The sequence below is a fragment of the Ruegeria sp. AP7 genome (assembly GCF_056539905.1).
Genome location: NZ_JBQFVT010000001.1, coordinates 936832 through 954453, shown reverse-complemented (window position 1 = coordinate 954453; position 17622 = coordinate 936832). Strand labels below are relative to the sequence as shown.

16 protein-coding genes are annotated in these 17622 nt (G+C 56.4%); 7 read left to right on the top strand and 9 right to left on the bottom strand.

The window, feature by feature from the left end:
• Positions 1-39 precede the first annotated feature (39 nt).
• The gene (locus ACR0KN_RS04675; RefSeq protein WP_480651694.1) at positions 40-1848 is read left to right on the top strand and encodes an ABC-F family ATP-binding cassette domain-containing protein; all 1809 of its coding nucleotides are present in this window, start codon (positions 40-42) and stop codon (positions 1846-1848) included.
• A gap of 196 nt (positions 1849-2044) precedes the next feature.
• Here ACR0KN_RS04675 and ACR0KN_RS04670 read toward each other — a convergent pair whose 3' ends face one another.
• Positions 2045-2518, bottom strand: a complete 474-nt coding sequence (locus ACR0KN_RS04670; RefSeq protein WP_480651692.1) for a cupin domain-containing protein — start codon at positions 2516-2518, stop codon at positions 2045-2047.
• Positions 2519-2606: 88 nt separating this feature from the next.
• On the opposite strand from ACR0KN_RS04670, the gene ACR0KN_RS04665 reads away from it, so the two are divergent.
• The gene (locus ACR0KN_RS04665) at positions 2607-3188 is read left to right on the top strand and encodes a TetR/AcrR family transcriptional regulator (protein ID WP_310793653.1); all 582 of its coding nucleotides are present in this window, start codon (positions 2607-2609) and stop codon (positions 3186-3188) included.
• Between the two features lie 189 nt (positions 3189-3377).
• Here ACR0KN_RS04665 and ACR0KN_RS04660 read toward each other — a convergent pair whose 3' ends face one another.
• The 3 genes from ACR0KN_RS04660 to ACR0KN_RS04650 form a co-directional block, all read right to left on the bottom strand.
• Entirely contained in the window at positions 3378-3920 is a 543-nt protein-coding gene (locus ACR0KN_RS04660; protein WP_480651690.1) for a sugar O-acetyltransferase, read from the bottom strand.
• A 9-nt stretch (positions 3921-3929) separates the two neighbouring features.
• Positions 3930-4685: an SDR family NAD(P)-dependent oxidoreductase gene (locus ACR0KN_RS04655; RefSeq protein ID WP_480651688.1), complete on the bottom strand. Its 756-nt coding sequence runs from the start codon at positions 4683-4685 to the stop codon at positions 3930-3932.
• Between the two features lie 74 nt (positions 4686-4759).
• Positions 4760-5710 carry a GlxA family transcriptional regulator gene (locus ACR0KN_RS04650; RefSeq protein WP_480651686.1) on the bottom strand — a complete coding sequence of 317 codons (951 nt, stop codon included), beginning with the start codon at positions 5708-5710 and terminating at the stop codon, positions 4760-4762.
• A 132-nt stretch (positions 5711-5842) separates the two neighbouring features.
• Here ACR0KN_RS04650 and ACR0KN_RS04645 point away from each other — a divergent pair, with 132 nt between their 5' ends.
• The 4 genes from ACR0KN_RS04645 to ACR0KN_RS04630 are packed head-to-tail and all read left to right on the top strand — an operon-like array spanning position 5843 to position 10315.
• On the top strand, positions 5843-6553 hold the full coding sequence (locus ACR0KN_RS04645; RefSeq protein WP_480651684.1) for a GntR family transcriptional regulator: 711 nt from the start codon (positions 5843-5845) through the stop codon (positions 6551-6553).
• A gap of 7 nt (positions 6554-6560) precedes the next feature.
• Positions 6561-7478 (top strand): dihydrodipicolinate synthase family protein, encoded by a 918-nt coding sequence (locus tag ACR0KN_RS04640; protein WP_480651682.1) that lies wholly within the window; start codon positions 6561-6563, stop codon positions 7476-7478.
• Positions 7479-7481: 3 nt separating this feature from the next.
• On the top strand, positions 7482-8978 hold the full coding sequence (locus ACR0KN_RS04635) for an aldehyde dehydrogenase (protein WP_480651680.1): 1497 nt from the start codon (positions 7482-7484) through the stop codon (positions 8976-8978).
• On the top strand, positions 8975-10315 hold the full coding sequence (locus tag ACR0KN_RS04630; RefSeq protein WP_480651678.1) for an NAD(P)/FAD-dependent oxidoreductase: 1341 nt from the start codon (positions 8975-8977) through the stop codon (positions 10313-10315). Before ACR0KN_RS04635 ends, ACR0KN_RS04630 begins: the two co-directional genes overlap by 4 nt.
• Before the next feature lie 12 nt (positions 10316-10327).
• Here ACR0KN_RS04630 and ACR0KN_RS04625 read toward each other — a convergent pair whose 3' ends face one another.
• The 4 genes from ACR0KN_RS04625 to ACR0KN_RS04610 form a co-directional block, all read right to left on the bottom strand.
• A complete protein-coding gene (locus tag ACR0KN_RS04625; RefSeq protein WP_480651676.1) occupies positions 10328-11062 on the bottom strand; it encodes an SDR family NAD(P)-dependent oxidoreductase in 735 nt (244 codons plus the stop codon).
• Complete coding sequence (locus ACR0KN_RS04620) at positions 11059-11790, bottom strand: SDR family NAD(P)-dependent oxidoreductase (protein ID WP_480651674.1); 732 nt, start codon at positions 11788-11790, stop codon at positions 11059-11061. The genes ACR0KN_RS04625 and ACR0KN_RS04620 overlap by 4 nt, the downstream gene beginning before the upstream one ends.
• A gap of 12 nt (positions 11791-11802) precedes the next feature.
• On the bottom strand, positions 11803-12906 hold the full coding sequence (locus tag ACR0KN_RS04615) for a mandelate racemase/muconate lactonizing enzyme family protein (protein ID WP_480651672.1): 1104 nt from the start codon (positions 12904-12906) through the stop codon (positions 11803-11805).
• A gap of 78 nt (positions 12907-12984) precedes the next feature.
• Positions 12985-14535 carry a trimethylamine methyltransferase family protein gene (locus tag ACR0KN_RS04610; protein WP_480651670.1) on the bottom strand — a complete coding sequence of 517 codons (1551 nt, stop codon included), beginning with the start codon at positions 14533-14535 and terminating at the stop codon, positions 12985-12987.
• Between the two features lie 303 nt (positions 14536-14838).
• On the opposite strand from ACR0KN_RS04610, the gene ACR0KN_RS04605 reads away from it, so the two are divergent.
• Entirely contained in the window at positions 14839-16149 is a 1311-nt protein-coding gene (locus ACR0KN_RS04605; protein ID WP_480651668.1) for a YfiM family lipoprotein, read from the top strand.
• A 385-nt stretch (positions 16150-16534) separates the two neighbouring features.
• Here the strand turns inward: ACR0KN_RS04605 and ACR0KN_RS04600 are convergent, their stop codons facing one another.
• Positions 16535-17620: a DUF2652 domain-containing protein gene (locus ACR0KN_RS04600; protein ID WP_480651666.1), complete on the bottom strand. Its 1086-nt coding sequence runs from the start codon at positions 17618-17620 to the stop codon at positions 16535-16537.
• Positions 17621-17622: the final 2 nt, after the last annotated feature.

The window sequence follows — 17622 nt, the reverse complement described above, 5'->3', positions numbered from 1 at the left end:
GGCGTTGACGCCTTGCCCCAGCCAGTTTAGCTGGCGGGCATGGCGAGAATTCCTTTGTTGCAGATGTCCGGTATCTCTCTGACCTTCGGTGGGGATCCGGTGTTTTCCTGTCTGGACCTTGTGGTTCAGCCCGGTGATCGCGTTGCGCTGGTCGGACGTAATGGATCAGGTAAATCTACCTTGATGAAAGTAATGGCCGGATTGGTTGAGGCCGATCAGGGCGATATTGTCATCCCTCCGGGTAAATCCGTGGGTTACATGGAGCAGGATCCCGATATGCAGGGGTTCTCGACGCTTGGTGACTATGCCTCAAGCGGGTTGGAGCCCGGCGAGCTCTATAAGGTCGAACGCGCTGGCGAAGGCTTAAAATTCGATCCCGCCCGTCCGGTTGAAACTGCGTCTGGCGGGGAAAGACGGCGGGCGTCATTGGCAAAGCTAATGGCCGAGGCACCAGACCTGATGCTGCTGGACGAGCCAACGAACCATTTGGATATTGAGGCGATTGCCTGGCTGGAACGCGAGTTGGGATCGACCCGTGCGGCTTACGTTCTGATTTCGCATGACCGGGCCTTCCTGCGTGCATTGACCCGCGCGACTCTGTGGATTGATCGCGGGGTTGTACGGCGGCAGGAGCAGGGGTTTGAGGCTTTTGAAAGCTGGCGCGACAAGGTCTGGGAAGAAGAAGATCAACAGCGCCACAAGTTGAACCGCTTGATCAAGTCCGAGGCGCGATGGGCTGTTGAAGGTATCAGCGCGCGCCGTAAGCGCAATCAGGGCCGGGTACGGGCGCTGCAGGCATTGCGAGCCGAGCGGGCAGCGCAGATCAAACGTCAGGGTTCTGCCGCTATGGCTTTGGAATCTGGTCCAAAATCCGGGCGTAAGGTCATCGAAACCACTGGCGTTTCAAAGGCATTTGGATCTCAGCAGATCGTGCGCAACTTTGATCTTCTGGTGCAGCGCGGTGACCGTGTGGCCTTTGTCGGCCCCAACGGTGTGGGCAAGACAACGCTGCTGAAAATGCTACTGGGTCAGGTCGATCCTGATGAAGGATCGGTGGTTCTGGGCACCAATCTGGAGATCGCAGTGTTCGATCAAGCCCGTGCGCAGTTGGATCCGGAAGTGAGCCTGTGGGACAGTCTGACCGGCGATCCCGAGATGCGGGTGTCTGGCAAGGCTGATCAAGTGATGGTGGGTGGGCAGCCCAAGCATGTGGTGGGCTATCTCAAAGAGTTTCTGTTCGATGACGCACAGGCAAGAGCGGCTGTTAAGTCCTTGTCTGGTGGGGAAAAAGCGCGTTTGCTGTTGGCCAAGCTGATGGCAAAAACCTCGAACCTACTAGTGCTGGATGAACCGACAAACGATCTGGATGTTGAAACCCTGGATTTGTTGCAGGAACTGCTGGACGACTATGATGGCACGGTGCTGCTGGTCAGCCATGACCGGGATTTTCTGGATCGAGTTGCGACCACAACGATCGCGATGGAGGGCAATGGGCGCGCAACCGTTTACGCCGGAGGGTGGTCCGACTATATCGCGCAGCGCGGCGACGTGGTTGAGAAAAAGGAAGAAAAAGAAAGGGCTTCAAAGCCTAAGATAAAGCAAGAGGCGAAGCCGAAGGCGGGGCTGTCATTTTCGGAGAAACACCGACTTGAGAAGCTGCCTGCCGAGATCGCGCGCCTTGAGGCTGAGATTGCCAAGCTTGAAGAACTGATGTCCGACCCCGAGCTGTTCACCCGCGAACCGGTCAAGTTTCAGAAAGCGACAGACGCCTTGGTCGAACGACAGGAAAAACTATCAGCAGCCGAGGAAGAGTGGCTGATGCTGGAAGAAAAGGCTGAATCCGGTTGAGTCCGAGTTGAACACCGTCAAATGGGTAAATCCTCCGAGTTGTACAAAACCCGAGCTTCTGGATTGAACACGATTTATTAACCGGTTTGAGCCCCTTGCGGTCGATGTCAGTTTGGTCCCGTGTGTCAGGTTTAGCACATTTCTCTAACTCGTAACAGAAACGCTAATTTGCGGGCTCCCGTTTCAAAAATGAAGTTCAGGCAGGCGCACCTTGTGGCGACAAAATTGTCATACCTGTCTTTTCGGCCACCGCCATAATGGCCGGAATGTCGGGTGGTCCGTCAGGAGCGGGAATGTCTGTGGTGCCGTCTGGCATTGCTTCACCCGCTTCGGTGAAGAATGTATCGTGCATTACTCCTGGAGCATTGACGCATAACAGGCGACCTGGGCTTTGTCCAATACAGGTAAACGCATGCACGGCGCCGTCCGGGACTTTCACGAAATCACCGATGCTTACCTTACTCGTTTCGCCGTTCAGGAAAAATTCAAACTCTCCTTCGAGCACATAGAAACTCTCGTCTTCGCCAGCATGATGATTGGGAGGCGCACCCGCTCCCGGGGCGGTCTTTATTTCGACGATAGTACAGCGATCTCCGGTTTCAGCAGGAAACGCGTGAAACGTCAGAAGATTACCAAGTAGGTGATATGTGCGTGGACGAGACTCTGTCATTTCAACGGCTCCCTTTACTTCGATGAATGCATCATTATGATACATATATCTACTAATGAGACAAGTGTATCATTAAGGAACGCGCGATTTGGCTCCTCGCACCAATCAAAAGAACAGAACAAGAGAGGCCTTGCTGTCGGCAGCACGTGAGCTTATGTCCGAAGGAGAAAACGTGACGCTTGCCAGAGTCGCAGAGCGAGCGAAAACTGGCCGCGCGACAGTGTACCGGTACTTCTCAGACCCCAATGTTTTGGCCTTGGATGCGACCCTCGACATAGAGGTGACTCCAACTGCAGGATTGCTGGAAGGACTTGAGGATGTGCGAAGCCGTGTGCATGCGGTGGCGCGCTACTATTTGGATTTCTCGCGCGAACATGAGGCTTACTTCCGTCAGTTTTTGGCTGAATCGCTAAAGGCATCACTTCAGGACGGTACCGTCAAAATGCGCGGCGCCAGAAGAGTGATAGCATTTGGCGAGGCCCTTGAACCCGTCCGCCGTTCGATGAAACGGAGTGATTACGAAGACTTGACTCTACGTTTGGCCATGACAACAGGCATGGAACAGTTTGTGATATTGGAAGACATTCTGCGAGTAGACCAGCAGAAAGGATACCGCTTGCAAGAAGGTCTCGTGGACGCTCTGCTTGATCAATACCTGCCGAATGTGTGAAACATACCAGCAAAGCAATCTTGGCTAAACGGACGCTTTGTCCGCAAAGGTGACACCTCTAAAGAAAGCAAAACAGCTACAATCAGGCGTAGAAGTGTTTGACACGGCACATTGTTTTTCTGTGGTCCGGGCCTACGAAAAAGAAGAAGTGCAAGGTATTCGGCATATGGCTTGCGGCCATGCGTGAGGTCAGATTGCGCGGGCTGGGTTGCCGACAACGGTTGCCCTTGGTGGGACGTCTTTCGTGACGATACTGCCGGCGCCGATTATGGCGCGGTCTCCGATTGTGACGCCGGGCATGATGATCGCACCACCGCCGATCCAGACATTCTCGCCAATTGTCACAGGGTGAGCGATTTCCAGACCCTGTGCGCGCAAGGCGGGGTCTTTAGCGTGTTCGGCGCAGTAGATCTGTACCGTGGGACCAAGCATCGTATCATTGCCGATGTGAACGGGCGCGGTGTCGAGAACGACACAGCCTGCGTTCAGATAAACCCGATTACCCAGAGACAGGTTTATTCCGTAGGCGCAATGGAATGGTGCCTCGACAAAGCAATCCTGACCGATATGGGCAAATAGCGCCGCAAGTTCCGGAGCCGAATAGCCCCTTTCATCTGGCGGGCAAGTGTTATGGGCATGGACAGCACGGCGCGCGGTGGCACGCAACGCATCGAGTTCCGGATCAAGGCAGCGATACCAGTCGCCTGCCTCCATTTTCTGCCGCTCGGTCATGGCATTGATTTACCTCATCCGGAGGGCACCGTCGATGCGGATAACCTCTCCGTTAAGGTAGCCCATCTCGACGATAAACCCGGCCAACCGCCCGTATTCAAGGGGATCGCCAAGGCGGGCAGGGTTGGGGACGTCCGCTGCAAGTTGCTGCTGCACCTCCTCGGGCAGGCCAGCCAGCATGGGCGTCATGAAAATACCCGGTGCGATGGCCATCACGCGGATGCCAGTGGATGCCAGATCGCGGGCCATGGGCAGGGTCATGCCGACCACTCCGCCTTTCGAGGCCGCATAAGCGGCCTGACCCTTTTGCCCGTCAAAGGCGGCGATAGAGGCGGTGTTGATGATTACCCCGCGCGAGCCGTCCGGTTCGGGATCGTTCTTTGCCATTTCGGCGGCGGCAAGGCGTGAGACGTTGAAAGTGCCGACCAGATTGATGTCGATGGTTCGCTGGAAGGCGTCCAGGGGGTGGGGGCCGTCTTTGCCGACGGTTTTGGCTCCGATCGCGATACCGGCGCAGTTCACCGCCGCGGTGATGCGACCCATCTTGTCCTTCGCCTGCGCAATGGCCGCAGCGACCGAGGCCTCGTCCGTCACATCGGTCTGTGCAAAATACCCACCAATCTCAGCCGCGACCTGAGGGCCGCGCTCGGCATCACGATCAAGGATGGTGACCTGTGCGCCGCTCTCGGCAAAATGACGGGCTGTGGCTTCACCCAGGCCGGACGCACCTCCGGTGATGACTGCAGCTGTGGTTGAGAGTTGCATGAAGGGCCTCTTCTTGATCTGAACACTCGTTCAGATAATCGCAAGCAGGGGGTGCTGTCCAGTCACAGTGTTGATCAATCCAGCCTGCTACGCTGTTGCATGGGCGTGATCCCAAAGGTCGCACGATAGACGCGCGAGAAGTGACCGGCGCTTTCGAACCCGCAGGCAAAGGCGACCTCGGTCACTGAGGACTCGGTCTGCAAAAGCAGGTTACGCGCCCGTTCTAGGCGCAATTCCATGAAATATTTCTTGGGCGAAGTGTTCAGGAATTTTCCGAACAAGCGTTCGAGTTGCCGGGTCGAAATGCCGATATCGGCGGCAATGACTGATGGCGATAGCGGGCTTTGGATGTTTTCGGTCATGATGTTGATCGCCTTGGCCAAATGCGCATTGCGCATCCCGTTGCGTGATTGCAGTGATACGCGCTGATCAGCGGTGGCGTTACGCACGGCGTTATAGACCATCTGATCGGCAACGGCGACGGACATGTCGTGGCCGTGATCCCGTTCGATCAGGTGCAGCATCAGATCGGCAGTGGCCGTGCCGCCCGATGCGGTCATGTGTTTTTCGTCAGCGACAAAAACGCTGCGAACCAGGTTGATTTCGGGAAAAGCCTCCATAAAAGAATCGTGGTATTCCCAATGAATTGCAGCCTGCATACCGTCCAGAAACCCGGCTTCGGCCAGCAACCAAGCACCAGAACACAGCGCGCCGATATTGGTCCCACGCGCGCGTTCACGGCGCAATGTGGCCAGCAGTGGCTTCGTGACATGATTTCGCATGTGAATGCCCGACAAAACAAACAACTGGTCGCATTTGGGCACGGACTGCAGCCCGCCATGTACCAGAGTTATTGATCCGTTGGAGCAAACCGCCTGCTCTCCGTGCTCTGACCGAAAGGACCATTGGTAGAGCTCTTCACCCGCCACCCAATTGGCAATGCGCAACGGTTCGACCGCGCATGAGAAGGCGAGGTGCGAGAATTCCTCGACCAGTATGAAAGTGAATTTTTGCGGTTTGTGCATGGGGTGGACCGGAATCAGGGCGTTTCTGAATGTACCGGCATGCTGCACGAAAACTAACTGTATACAACATGTATTTTCTTGAGATACCACTATGCGCATACGCGATTCGAAAACGGCAATAGAAGGCTTGGGATGAAGGGCGAGGACAGATCACCGAAAGAGGCGTTGGCCGAACATCTCAAGATGTCGGTTCTGACCTTGCGCCTGAGCCCCGGAGAGGATCTGGACGAGGCGCAGCTGTCGCAGGCCTTTGGCCTGTCGCGCACGCCGTTGCGCGAGGTGTTCCGGCAGTTGGCCGGTGAGGGCTATCTGGACCTGCGCACCCATCGCGGGGCGCGGGTGTCTGAGATGTCTCATACCACGTTGCGCGATTTCTTTCTGGTTGCGCCGATGATCTATGGCGCGGTGCTGCGTCTGGCCGCGGCCAATGCGACGCCTGATCAGATTGATCAGTTGAAAGAGGCGCAACAGACGTTTCGGCAGGCCTTGTGTAAAGGCTCGGCTGAGGAGCGGACGCTGGCCAATACCCGGTTTCACGAGGCGACCGGAGAGATGGCGGGGAATGTCTATTTATCCCCATCGTTCAATCGGCTGCTGATCGACCATGCGCGGATCGGGATGACATTTTATCGCCCGCAGACCGCGCAGATGACCGAAAACCTGTCGCAAGCCAGTCATCAGCACGACGCCATCATCGCTGCCATCGAGGCGGGCGATGAGGCGGCTGCTGCGCAGCTTGCCGACGACCATTGGACCCTGTCACGCGATCAGATCGAGCTGTTCGTGATGCCTGAGGGTTTGGATTTTCCGCTGGGGCAAGTCCCCGGCAAGACATCTGCATGAGGGACACATGACTCCGATCTTCAGATTTGAGGGTATCTATACGCCGGTGGTGACACCCTACGCGGCGGATGGCAGCGTGAATTGGGACGCGCTGGCCGTGGTGATCGACTATCTGGTCGAACAGGGCGTACACGGTTTGATCTCGGGTGGATCGACCGGTGAGAATTATGCCCAGACCGTCGATGAACGGCTGCAACTTGCGCGCTTTACCCACGAACGTTTGAAAGGGCGAGTGCCTCTGGTTGTGGGAACCGGAGCGATGCTGACTGGCGATTCCATTGCATTGGCTTCAGGCGCGCGCGAACTGGGCGCGGATGCGATCCTGTTGGCCAGCCCTCCGTATTCGGTGCCGACAGACCGTGAGAATGCGCTGAACGCTCTGGCGATCGACAAGGCGGCTGATCTGCCGGTGATGCTTTACAATTATCCGCACCGGACCGGCACGATGATGGGGGAAGAGTTCCTGGATCGTGTGGGCCGCAGCCGGAATTTCTGCGGCATCAAGGAAAGCTCGGGCGATATCAACCGGGTACACCTGCTGGCGCGGGATTATCCGCATATTCAGCTGGGCTGCGGCATGGATGATCAGGCGCTGGAGTTTTTCGCCTGGGGAGCGCCGTTCTGGGTCTGCGGCGGATCGAACTTTCTGCCCGCCGAGCACGTGGCGCTGTATCAGGCCTGCGTGATCGAGGGCAACTTTGCCAAAGGCCGCCGCATCATGAGCGCGCTGATGCCGCTGATGCGGGTGCTGGAGCAGGGCGGCAAGTTCATCCAGACGATCAAGCATGGCGTCACCATGAACGGGATCGATGCGGGGATGGTCAGGTCGCCCCTTAAAGGCCTGAACAAAGATGACAAACGCGCGCTGGAACAGGTGACGCGCGTTCTGAAACGCAAAATCGCAGATATCGTGGCGGAGGATTGAGGCATGAGCTTGCTGACGAAAGATGAATACGAATCCATCGCTGCGCATCTGGATTTGCCGACGGGCGCGTTCATTGATGGCGGCTATCGCCCGGCAATCTCGGGACAGGTGTTCGAGACCGTGAACCCCGCCACTGGCGCGGTGCTGACCAGTATTGCAGCCTGCGGTGTCGAGGATGTGGATTTTGCCGTTGAAAAGGCGCGTGAAGCGTTTGAGGACGGGCGTTGGTCAAAGATGCACCCATCGGATCGCAAGGACGTTCTGATCCGCCTGTGCAAGCTGATCACCCGCAACGCGCGGGAACTGGCGGTGATGGAGAGCATCGATAGCGGCAAGACCATCTATGACTGCGAAACCGTGGATGTGCCCGAGACGATCCACTGTCTGAAGTGGCATGCCGAGGCGATCGACAAGATTTATGATCAGGTTTCACCGGCCAGCGACGACCACATTGCCATGGTGGTGCGCGAACCCATCGGTGTGGTCGGGCTGGTATTGCCGTGGAACTTCCCCTTGTTGATGCTGGCATGGAAGATCGGGCCAGCATTGGCGGCGGGCTGTTCCGTTGTGGTGAAGCCTGCGACCGAGACTTCTCTGACCTCGCTAAAGGTGGCGGAGCTGGCGTCTGAAGCCGGGTTGCCGCGCGGTGTGCTGAATGTGGTGCCCGGCGGCGGCGGCGAGGTGGGTGAACCCATCGGGCGACATATGGGTATCGACATGGTGTCCTTCACCGGCTCGACCGTGACGGGCAAGAAGTTCCTGAGCTATTCCGCCGAAAGCAACGCCAAGGAAGTGGTGCTTGAGATGGGCGGCAAGAACCCGGCTATCGTGATGGACGATGCGGAAAATCTGGATCGGGTGGCGGCGCATGTCGTTAATGGCGCGTTCTGGAACATGGGCGAGAATTGCTCGGCCTCGTCGCGGTTGATCGTGCATAAGGACGTGAAGGCAGAACTGCTGGAACGGATCGCGCATCATGCCAAGCACTGGAATGTCGGCGACCCGCTGGACCCTGAAACTCGGTTGGGCGCGCTTGTCAGTGAAGGGCATTATTCCAAGGTGTGCGGCTATCTGGATCAGGCCGAAACCGTGCTGATTGGTGGCAAGGCGGAGAATGGGTTCGTCGAGGCCACGGTGATCGAAGTGCCCGGAAACGATGCCACGCTGGCGCGCGAGGAAATCTTTGGCCCGGTCTTGTCGGTGATCGAAGTCTCTGGCTTTGACGAGGCGATTAGCATTGCTAATGACACTGAGTATGGCCTGTGTGCGTCGATCTTCACGGCCAACGCCAAACGCGCCATCCGGGGCGCCAGGGCAATCCGTGCGGGAACCGTCACGGTCAACAGCTTTGGTGAAGGGGATATCAGCACACCCTTTGGTGGTTACAAGCAATCGGGGTTTGGTGGTCGGGACAATTCGGTCCATGCGCATGATCAATACACTCAGTTGAAGACTATCTGGATCGATCTTGCTGACGATGAAGATGAGGCGATGGATTGACGGCCTACACAGCCAAACGGTTGCCCCGGCAGACCGGCGCGGCGGGATGGAATGCGATCCTGCCGCCGCAGCAATCGCTGCCCCGGCTTGAGCAAGACCAGACCGCAGATGTGACCATCATCGGCGGTGGTTTTGCCGGGCTGACGGCGGCCCGGCGACTGCATCAGCTTGATCCGGGTCTGAAGGTTTTCGTGCTGGAGGCCGGGCGCTTTGCCGAAGGTTCGGCCGGGCGAAACTCGGGTTTCATGATCGATCTTCCGCATGATCTGGCTTCGGACAACTATGCAAGCGATGGGTTGGAGGCGGACCGAGCCACGATCGCGCTGAACCGTCAGGCCATATCCTTTGCAACGGAGGTGGCAGAAGAGTGTGATCTGTCGCTTGAGTCGTTCGACCCCTGTGGCAAGATCAATGCTGCTGCGACGGTGGCCGGAGATCGGCACAACGCCGATTACGCCGCGCATCTGGCGCGCTTGGGTGAGCCTTGCGAGCTGTATGATGCGCATCAGATGCAGGCGCTGACGGGCAGTCCGCATTACACTTCGGGTCTGTTTGCGCCGGGAACCGTGATGATTCAGCCCGCTGCTTACATCCGTGCCCTGTCCGCGTACCTTACAGGACAGATTGGGGTGTTTGAGAATTCACCCGTGACTGGTTTCAGTAAAAAGGGCAGTGGCTGGGAAGTCGAAACCGAAAAGGCGCATGTGTCGACCGGCCGCATTATTCTGGCCAATAATGGACACATCGAGAGCTTTGGTTTCCACCAGCGGCGTCTGATGCATATCTGCCTCTATGCTTCGATGACCGAACCGTTGAGCGAGGCGCAGATTGCCAAGTTGGGCGGGAAGCCGCGCTGGTCGGTGACGCCTGCGGATCCGATGGGCACTTCGGTCCGGCGGGTTTCGGGCAGCTATGGGGATCGTATTCTGATCCGGACCTGTTCCAGCTTTCATCCTGAAATTCACAGTAACGAGAGCCATTTGAAGCGGGCAGGCAAAGTGCATGACCGTAAGTTTCAGGAGCGGTTTCCGAATTTGTCCGATGTGGGGATGGAACATCGCTGGGCCGGGATGCTGTGCCTCAGCCGCAATGGCTCGGCGGCCTTTGGCGAAGTCGATCAGGGGGTTTTTGCCGCGTGTTGTCAGAACGGTCTGGGCATTGCGCGCGGCACTTTGCAGGGAATGGGTGCGGCAGAGCTTGTGCTGCAGAAAGAATCCGAGATTGCCGATCATTTTCTGGCGCAGCCGATGCCACCACGGTTGCCGCCCGAGCCCTTCGCCTCCATCGGTGCCAATGCGTATATGCGCTGGAAAGAGTGGCGATCCGGGGCTGAATAGCTCTGGGACCAATTATGGCAGGCTGAGTTTCGCCATCCGCCCACCATCGACTGTATAGACTTGGCCGGTGACAAAACCGGCCTCATCTGCGGCCAAGAAGGCTGCCAGTGCGGCCACTTCTTGGGGATCACCTGTCCGGCCGACCGGGTGAATGCGCGCGATATCCCGGCGGAACGCGGCGGGGTCGTCCATGCTGTCGATGAAATCGAGGTTGAGATCGGTGTCTATCCAGCCCGGTGCCACCGCATTACAGCGGATGCCCTCTGCGCCATGGTCGACGGCAACCGCGCGGGTCAGCCCGTGCAGCCCGGCTTTTGAGGCGCAATAGGCAGCATGACCGGGATTGCTGCCCAACCCTTCGACCGAGCCGATGTTGACGATGCTTCCCTTAGTTTTGCGCAGATGCGGCAGAGCGGCCTGGATCAGCAAGAAAGGGGCGGTCAGGTTGACCATGATGTTGCGTTGCCAATCAGCCAGAGACAGGTCGTCGACCGATGCTTCCTGCATCATGCCCGCGTTGTTGACCAGCACATCCAGCCGACCCGCTTGAGCAATGACCTGCTCGATGATCTGTGCGGGGCTATCGGGGTCTGAATAATCCGCATGGAAGGAGGGGAAGTCGTTGTCTTGCCCACGTTGAGCGGTGTAGACATCGGCCCCTTCGTCGCGCAAACGCTGGGCGATGGCGCGCCCGATGCCGCTGCGTCCGCCAGTAACCAGCGCAGTTTTTCCGACAAATCTGTTCATTGCACCGGCTTGCCTCCGTTCACTTCAACCAACGCACCGCACATATACCGCGCGGCGTCCGTGGCCAGAAACAGGATCACATCCGCAATATCCTCGGGTTCTGCGATCCGGCCCAACGGCACTGATTTTCCCAGCTCGGCAACAGCACTATCGGGATCGAACCCCCGTTTGGCAAAGCCCGAGCGCAGCATCGGTGTGTTCACCTCGTTGGGGCAAACGGCGTTTATGCGGATGCCTTGATGCGCGTGATCCTGCCCCATGCATTGTGTGAGACTGGCGATGGCCGCTTTGGTCATGCAGTAGACCGCATGATCCGGGCCGGGTCGGAGACCCCAGCAGGACGCGGTGTTCACGATTGCTCCGCCACCTGCCGCGGCCATGATTGGAATGGCGGCCCGGCAGATGCGGAACGGCGCCTCTACATTCACGCCCAACGAGAGGGCCCAATCCTCATCCGAAGTCTCGGTCACAGCCCCACGCGTAATGACGCCTGCATTGTTGACCACGATATCAAGACTGCCCAGGGCCTGTACGGCTTTGGCGGGTAGTCCGTCGGCATAGGCCGTGTCCAACAGATCGCCGGGCAGATGCGCCTCGGCTTCGATCCCGTCGACCGAGCGGTCTGCAACTGCCACTTGCGCACCTGCTGCGCGCAGGCGCTGCACGAGAGAGGTTCCGATACCCCCGGCGGCACCGGTCACCAGGGCTGTTTTTCCATTGAAATCCATGTTTGCCCCCAATCAGAACGATGCGACTGGCGCGCCAAATCGGCTTTCGTCAGGTGATACGCCAAGCCCCGGTGCGGTCGGAACGCGAATATGGCCGCCCTCAATCCGGATGCCGTTTTCGGGATCATAGTTGCCTTCGATATAGGGTGCAGCGAGCCATGCACCTTCGAGCAATTCGGTCTTCACCGTAGCACCGATATGGGTGCAGGCCGCCGCGATTATGTCGCCGCCCCAGCTATCGTCACAGGTATGGGGCAGGTTGCGGGCCTCACACAGGTCGCGGAAGGCACGCATAGGGTGCAGGCCACCTATACGGGTGACCTTCATGCCGAACCCATCGACCAGCCCGGTGCCCGCCGCCGTAATGACGGTGTTCAGACTGGTGCTGTTTTCATCCATGTAGATCGCGTGAGTTACCTGTGGCCGGATTTTCTGCAGATCTTCGATTGTGTTGCAGGGCTGCTCCATGATGAAGGGAATGTCGGGACATTCGCGGCTGACACGCAGCGCATCTCGGGTGGTCCAGCCACGGTTGCCATCCACGGCAAGGCGCATGCCAGAGCCACCGATCACCTCCCAAACTTTGCGGATGGTTTCGATATCCAGCTCTACCGGGCGACCGCCGACCTTGATCTGCAGGCGAGGATAGCCTTCGGACTGCTTATCCGCAGACAACCGGGCGATGTCATCCGGTGCGCCGACGCCTGTTGCGTAATACGAGGGCACTTTGTCGGTTACAGCACCTCCCAGCAGGGTCGATACACTTACACCATAGTGTTTGCCCAACAGATCGTGCGCCGCGATATCAATTGCCGCTTTGGCGTAGTTATGACCGTTCAAAAGGCCGTCCATTTGGCGATGCAAGCCAAGCGGCGAGACCTCAGCGCCCAGCAGATCTGGTGCCATCTGTGCTAGCGCGGCCCGTGCGCCTGCCGCATGTGCTTCGGCATAGGTAGGACCGACCGGACAGGTCTCGCCCCATCCGACTAGACCGTTGTCAGCAACCAGTTTGACCAGCGTAGTATCCAGCGCCCAGACTTGGGCGCGGGCCATGGTGTATGGGCCATTTTTCACCGGTAGATCATGGCCGTAGATGTGGATTTCAGCAATTCTCACGTTTTGTGTTTCCCGATGTCTCTGAATGGAAAAGACCCGCCCAATAATTCGGGCGGGTGAGTTTCAGGGGAGTTTATCTCAGTATGTTTGATTCAACTCATCGGCTGCTGGAATTTCTCGTTCACGCCGTGCGATGTAGTCCAGCAGCTCTTCGTTCTTTGCGATATCGAGCGTCGGTTCTTGGTATTCAGCCAACAGCTTGCGGGCTTGTTTGAGGGCGCGTTCGGTGATCTCGACGCAACCCTCGGCCTGCCACTGCTCGATCGAATTATTGTCGAACATGTCGGGCATGAAGAACGCGCTTTGGAAATTGTCCTGCGTGTGGGGGTGCCCCAGATAGTGCCCGCCGGGGCCGATATCACCAACGGCGGAAACCGCCTGATCGAAATCGTGCCATTTTGGACCCTCGGCCATGCGATAGGCCATGGCGCATTGTTCCGCGTCTACGATGAACTTCGCGGTCGAGCAGTGCATCCCGGCCTCGTTCCAACCGGCCGAATGCCAAATGTAGTTGGCGCCGGAATGGATCACCGCCTGCAGAGTGGTTGCAGATTCATAGCCTGCCTGCGCGTCAAAGGTTTTTGCCCCGCCCAGCGTGTTCGAGGTGCGCCATGGTACGTCATAGTACCGGGCCATCTGTCCGATCATGAAGTTCATCAGGCTGATCTCGGGCGTACCGGCCATCGGTGCACCAGATTTCATCGATACAGTCGACAGGTAGTGCCCGTAAATCGCAGGCGCGCCTTTGCGGATCACCTGCGTATAGGCCAACGCGCTGAGTGCTTCGGCGTTCAACTGCGCCACGGTGGCGGGTACACTGGCAGGCGTGTTGGCCCCGCCTAGTACGAAGGGCGAGCACAGCACAGGCTGCTTACGGCTACAGAAGGCCCGCATTGCCCCTAACATGGTTTCATCCCAGACCAGCGGGGAGTTGCCGTTGCAGTTGCCGGTGGTGACAGGGTGATCCTCAAGGAACTCCTCGCCAAACAGGATCGCGCACATCTCCATGACATCTTCGGCATTCTTGGGACTGGTGGTCATGCCCATGAAGGTCTTGTCCGAGTGTTTCATAGACGAATAGGTGATCCGCAGATGTCGCTGGCTGATCGGGTGGTCATAGGGTTCGACTATATGATGGGCCGACGAATGAAGCGCGGGTAACATGTGGCTGAGCTTGTGGAACATCGCCAGATCGTCCAGCGTCGGGTTGCGGCGCACATCGTCCAGATCGCGCAGGAACGGCGCGCCGGTCATCGGTACAAAAATCGAGTGTTTGCCACCAAGTCGAACGTTCTTTTTCGGATCGCGCGCGTGGTAGGTGAAGTCTGACGGGATGGTCGCGATCAACTCGCGCACCAGACCGCGATCCAGATAGACCAGTTCACCTACAACTTTGGCACCGGCCTTTTTCCAGTCTTCCAGCGCGATGAGGTCGCGGAACTGGACACCCACGTTTTCCAGAATTTCCATCGATGCCGCATCGATGCGTTCAACCTGAGTTCCGTCCATCACTTCGCAGAGCGGTAAGCCATGGGTCAGCCCGGGTAGCATCTCGAAATTTGGAGCGGTGCGGATGGCGCGACGGGCAGAGCGCCCTCCGGTACGTGTGGCAGTGGCAGTTCTGGTCATATGGTGCCTCCTTCCGGTTCAGAGTGGAACGGAAAGGGTGGGGCTCACATGCAGGAATGCGAAAGTCTGTTGCGAAATACGACGCCGGGAGTCGTCAATAATGCGGCAATCCGAAGAAGGTTATTGATGTTGGTATTGTTGTCTCAGGTTTGACAATCTCATGACCAATTGAGCATTGGCATTTTCCGACGCTTGGGCTGCATTATCCAAATTCGTTTCGCAGGTTGACGTTCATCGATTTCAGATGATTTCTCTTTTGAGGGCTTGCATACTTAAAAGTGTTGTTGGCCGAGTGGATTATGCATGTTGCGCAAACTTCTAAAGATATTGATAATTTCATTTGCCGCAGTGTTGATGGCTTTGGTTGTGTTTGTCCTGGTCGTCGTCGAGGACGCTCCACTAGTTGAAACTGGAGCACCACCTTCTCCTAAAGATGTGACAGAAGCGCGTGAATTCGTACGAGGCCTGAGGTCCGCTATTCAGCCAAAGTTATCAGAAACGGCTTCATTCACTACGAGCGAGGATCAGCTCAATAGTGTCTTAAAGCTAGGAGGGCGCTTCATTCCAGGATTTCGCGGCGAACTCAGTGTTGATGGGAAGAGCGTTTATGGAATTGCCTCAGTCCCAGTTCCATACACTAACAAATGGATGAACCTGCGCGCATCTGTACCCGAATTTGAAGGCCCCTTTGCGCTTTCTGGCGTTCAACTAGGGCCCGTCACAGTCCCTCCAAGTCTCGCAATTAGCGTCCTGCGAATAGGCGGTAATGTAATTGTGGGAGAGCAGTTCGGTGATATCGTTCTGAACGTCGCGGATAGCATGCATATTCATGATGGCGACGTGGCCTTCCGTCTGACGATGAACGAAATGGGTAGTAACGGATTAATGCGAGGGATTTTTGGGAGCTTGCGTGGTTCCGACATGACCGACTCAGGAGACATTGACCGCTATTATTTGAAGTTTCGTTCAGCAATGGATCTCGGCGAACTGCCGACAAGCGGAAGTTACCTGCCCTACTTGCTGTTTATGCTAGAGGCCGCTCAAGAAGGAAGCCAATCCGAGGGTGTGGCGAACGCTTACACGTCCGCGATTATTGCCCTTACACTGCTTTGTGGCGCGAAAGATTTTACCTTGATTGTTGGTGGTATGGTTGGAAGTGAATTTGCTGAGGACAATAACTGGAAAGCTGATTGTGGTGAATTGACTCTGAATGGACGCATTGACAGTCGCCGACACTTCACAACTGCCGCCGCGTTGCAAGCCGCAAGCAACCGTGGCTTTGCCGTATCAGTAGGAGAATTCAAGGAGCTCTACGACACCGTTAAGTCTGGAGGTTTCGACTTCACCGACTTGGCGGCGAATAATTCTGGAATTCGGATGTCGAACAAATTTATGTCTACACCAGCCCCTGATTGGGCTGAACTCATACATGGGATCCGGTCGGAAAATGATGTCATCATAGGATTCGAAGATATCCCCCAGATCATGTCCGAAGAAGATTTCAAGAATAACTACAAAGATGTAGAGAGCATCGAGTATCTTAAAACGCTGAATCTGATCGAGGCTCGCATCGATGAACTTGCATTGCATAGACGCGCTAATCGCATCGATTAAACGTCAATCACCTTTGGTGGACTTAGACGCAAGGAAATGCCCAGTCCGAACTCAAAGCGCACCTCTGCCAGTTGGGCGCTAATAAATTTCAGATCGAATTGTTCGATCCGAAATAACGGCTTCAAATCGAAGGAAGCCCAAAGGTGGCCGTTTACCTAGATCAACCCAGTTTTACCACCGTTCTACTTTTTTCTGCACTTTGTATGATCGGCGTTGGCAGCACCGACGCGGTGACCATCAGGCCCGCATCTGCCACCTTGCGGGCAACCGGTACAATCTGGCTCTAGGTGAACAACCCTGATTGCAAAGATAGCATCTTGTTCGATGATGGTACGATATTCTCAGCCCATTAAGGTGCGTAGATGCCGTCAAAGATTCAGCGTTATCACTCTTGTTTCTTTTGATTAAACTCCAGCGCCATCTCATCGAGAATGCCAAAAGCCGCCGGATAAAAACTCTCGAATAATTCGATCACTGCAGCTTCCTCCGCCGGATGATGTTTTCCGTCAGAGTCTGTTAGTCGGCCCATACGAAATACAATTTCGGTGCCTTCTTCAGTCGGGACCAATTCATAAGTCTCAATATTCGTAAGACCTTCGATGGAGGAGTTGTGCAGAATGTCGGTTACATATTCGAATGGCTGCCAGTCGACTATCAGCATCTGAAAATGTGCGGCTTCATGAATGCAGTGCAAACGAACGCCGACCGATGTGCGCGATGCATCTCCTTCGCGGTAGGCGTCCTTCAACATCATCCAGCGCATCTTGAGCCGGGGATCGGTAAGCATTTCCCAAGCCACTCCCGGGGGTGCGTTCAGCATGTGCCGAGTTGTGAATACTGCTTCTTCGTCTGTAACGCGGACAGGTCCGGCGACTTCTCGGTATCGTTGCCAGGCCGCAGCAAGGTCATAGACCCGCATGGGCACGTCGCCAAAATGCTCGAACTGAGCGCTGTATTTCATGAGTTCAGACTCGATGCCCATTGCCTGGAACGCGTCTTCCGAGAACAGCGCGTAGCTGAGGATACCTGTATCCTCTTTCACATCGGTTTTCGCCATCCGATGCACGAGTATGACGTCAGCACCGGAAATATCTTTCATCGGGCCAATCGAAAGCTCTTCAAATTTCCCGTGATGCGCAAGGATCTTCAGATCGAGATCAGCAACGTTGCGACATGCATTGCAGGGACAAGTTGTGTTCTGCACAATGTTTCGACGGCGTTCGGCAAACGCCCGATAGAGGCTTTCACATATGTTGAGAAAAGTTTCACCTGAAGGAAACGGTCCACTCGAATAAGCGAGAACGGCGTCACCCTCGAGGCCTCGCAACTTCATCGGGTCTTTCAGTTCCATCACAATTGCCTCAAGCAAAGAATGGATGATTGGGTTGGCATGCTCCAACTCAGACCGGGTCAAGTATCCTGTGTAACCGGTGATATCGGCGATTAGCAGGTAACCTGTCTGAACAGACATAA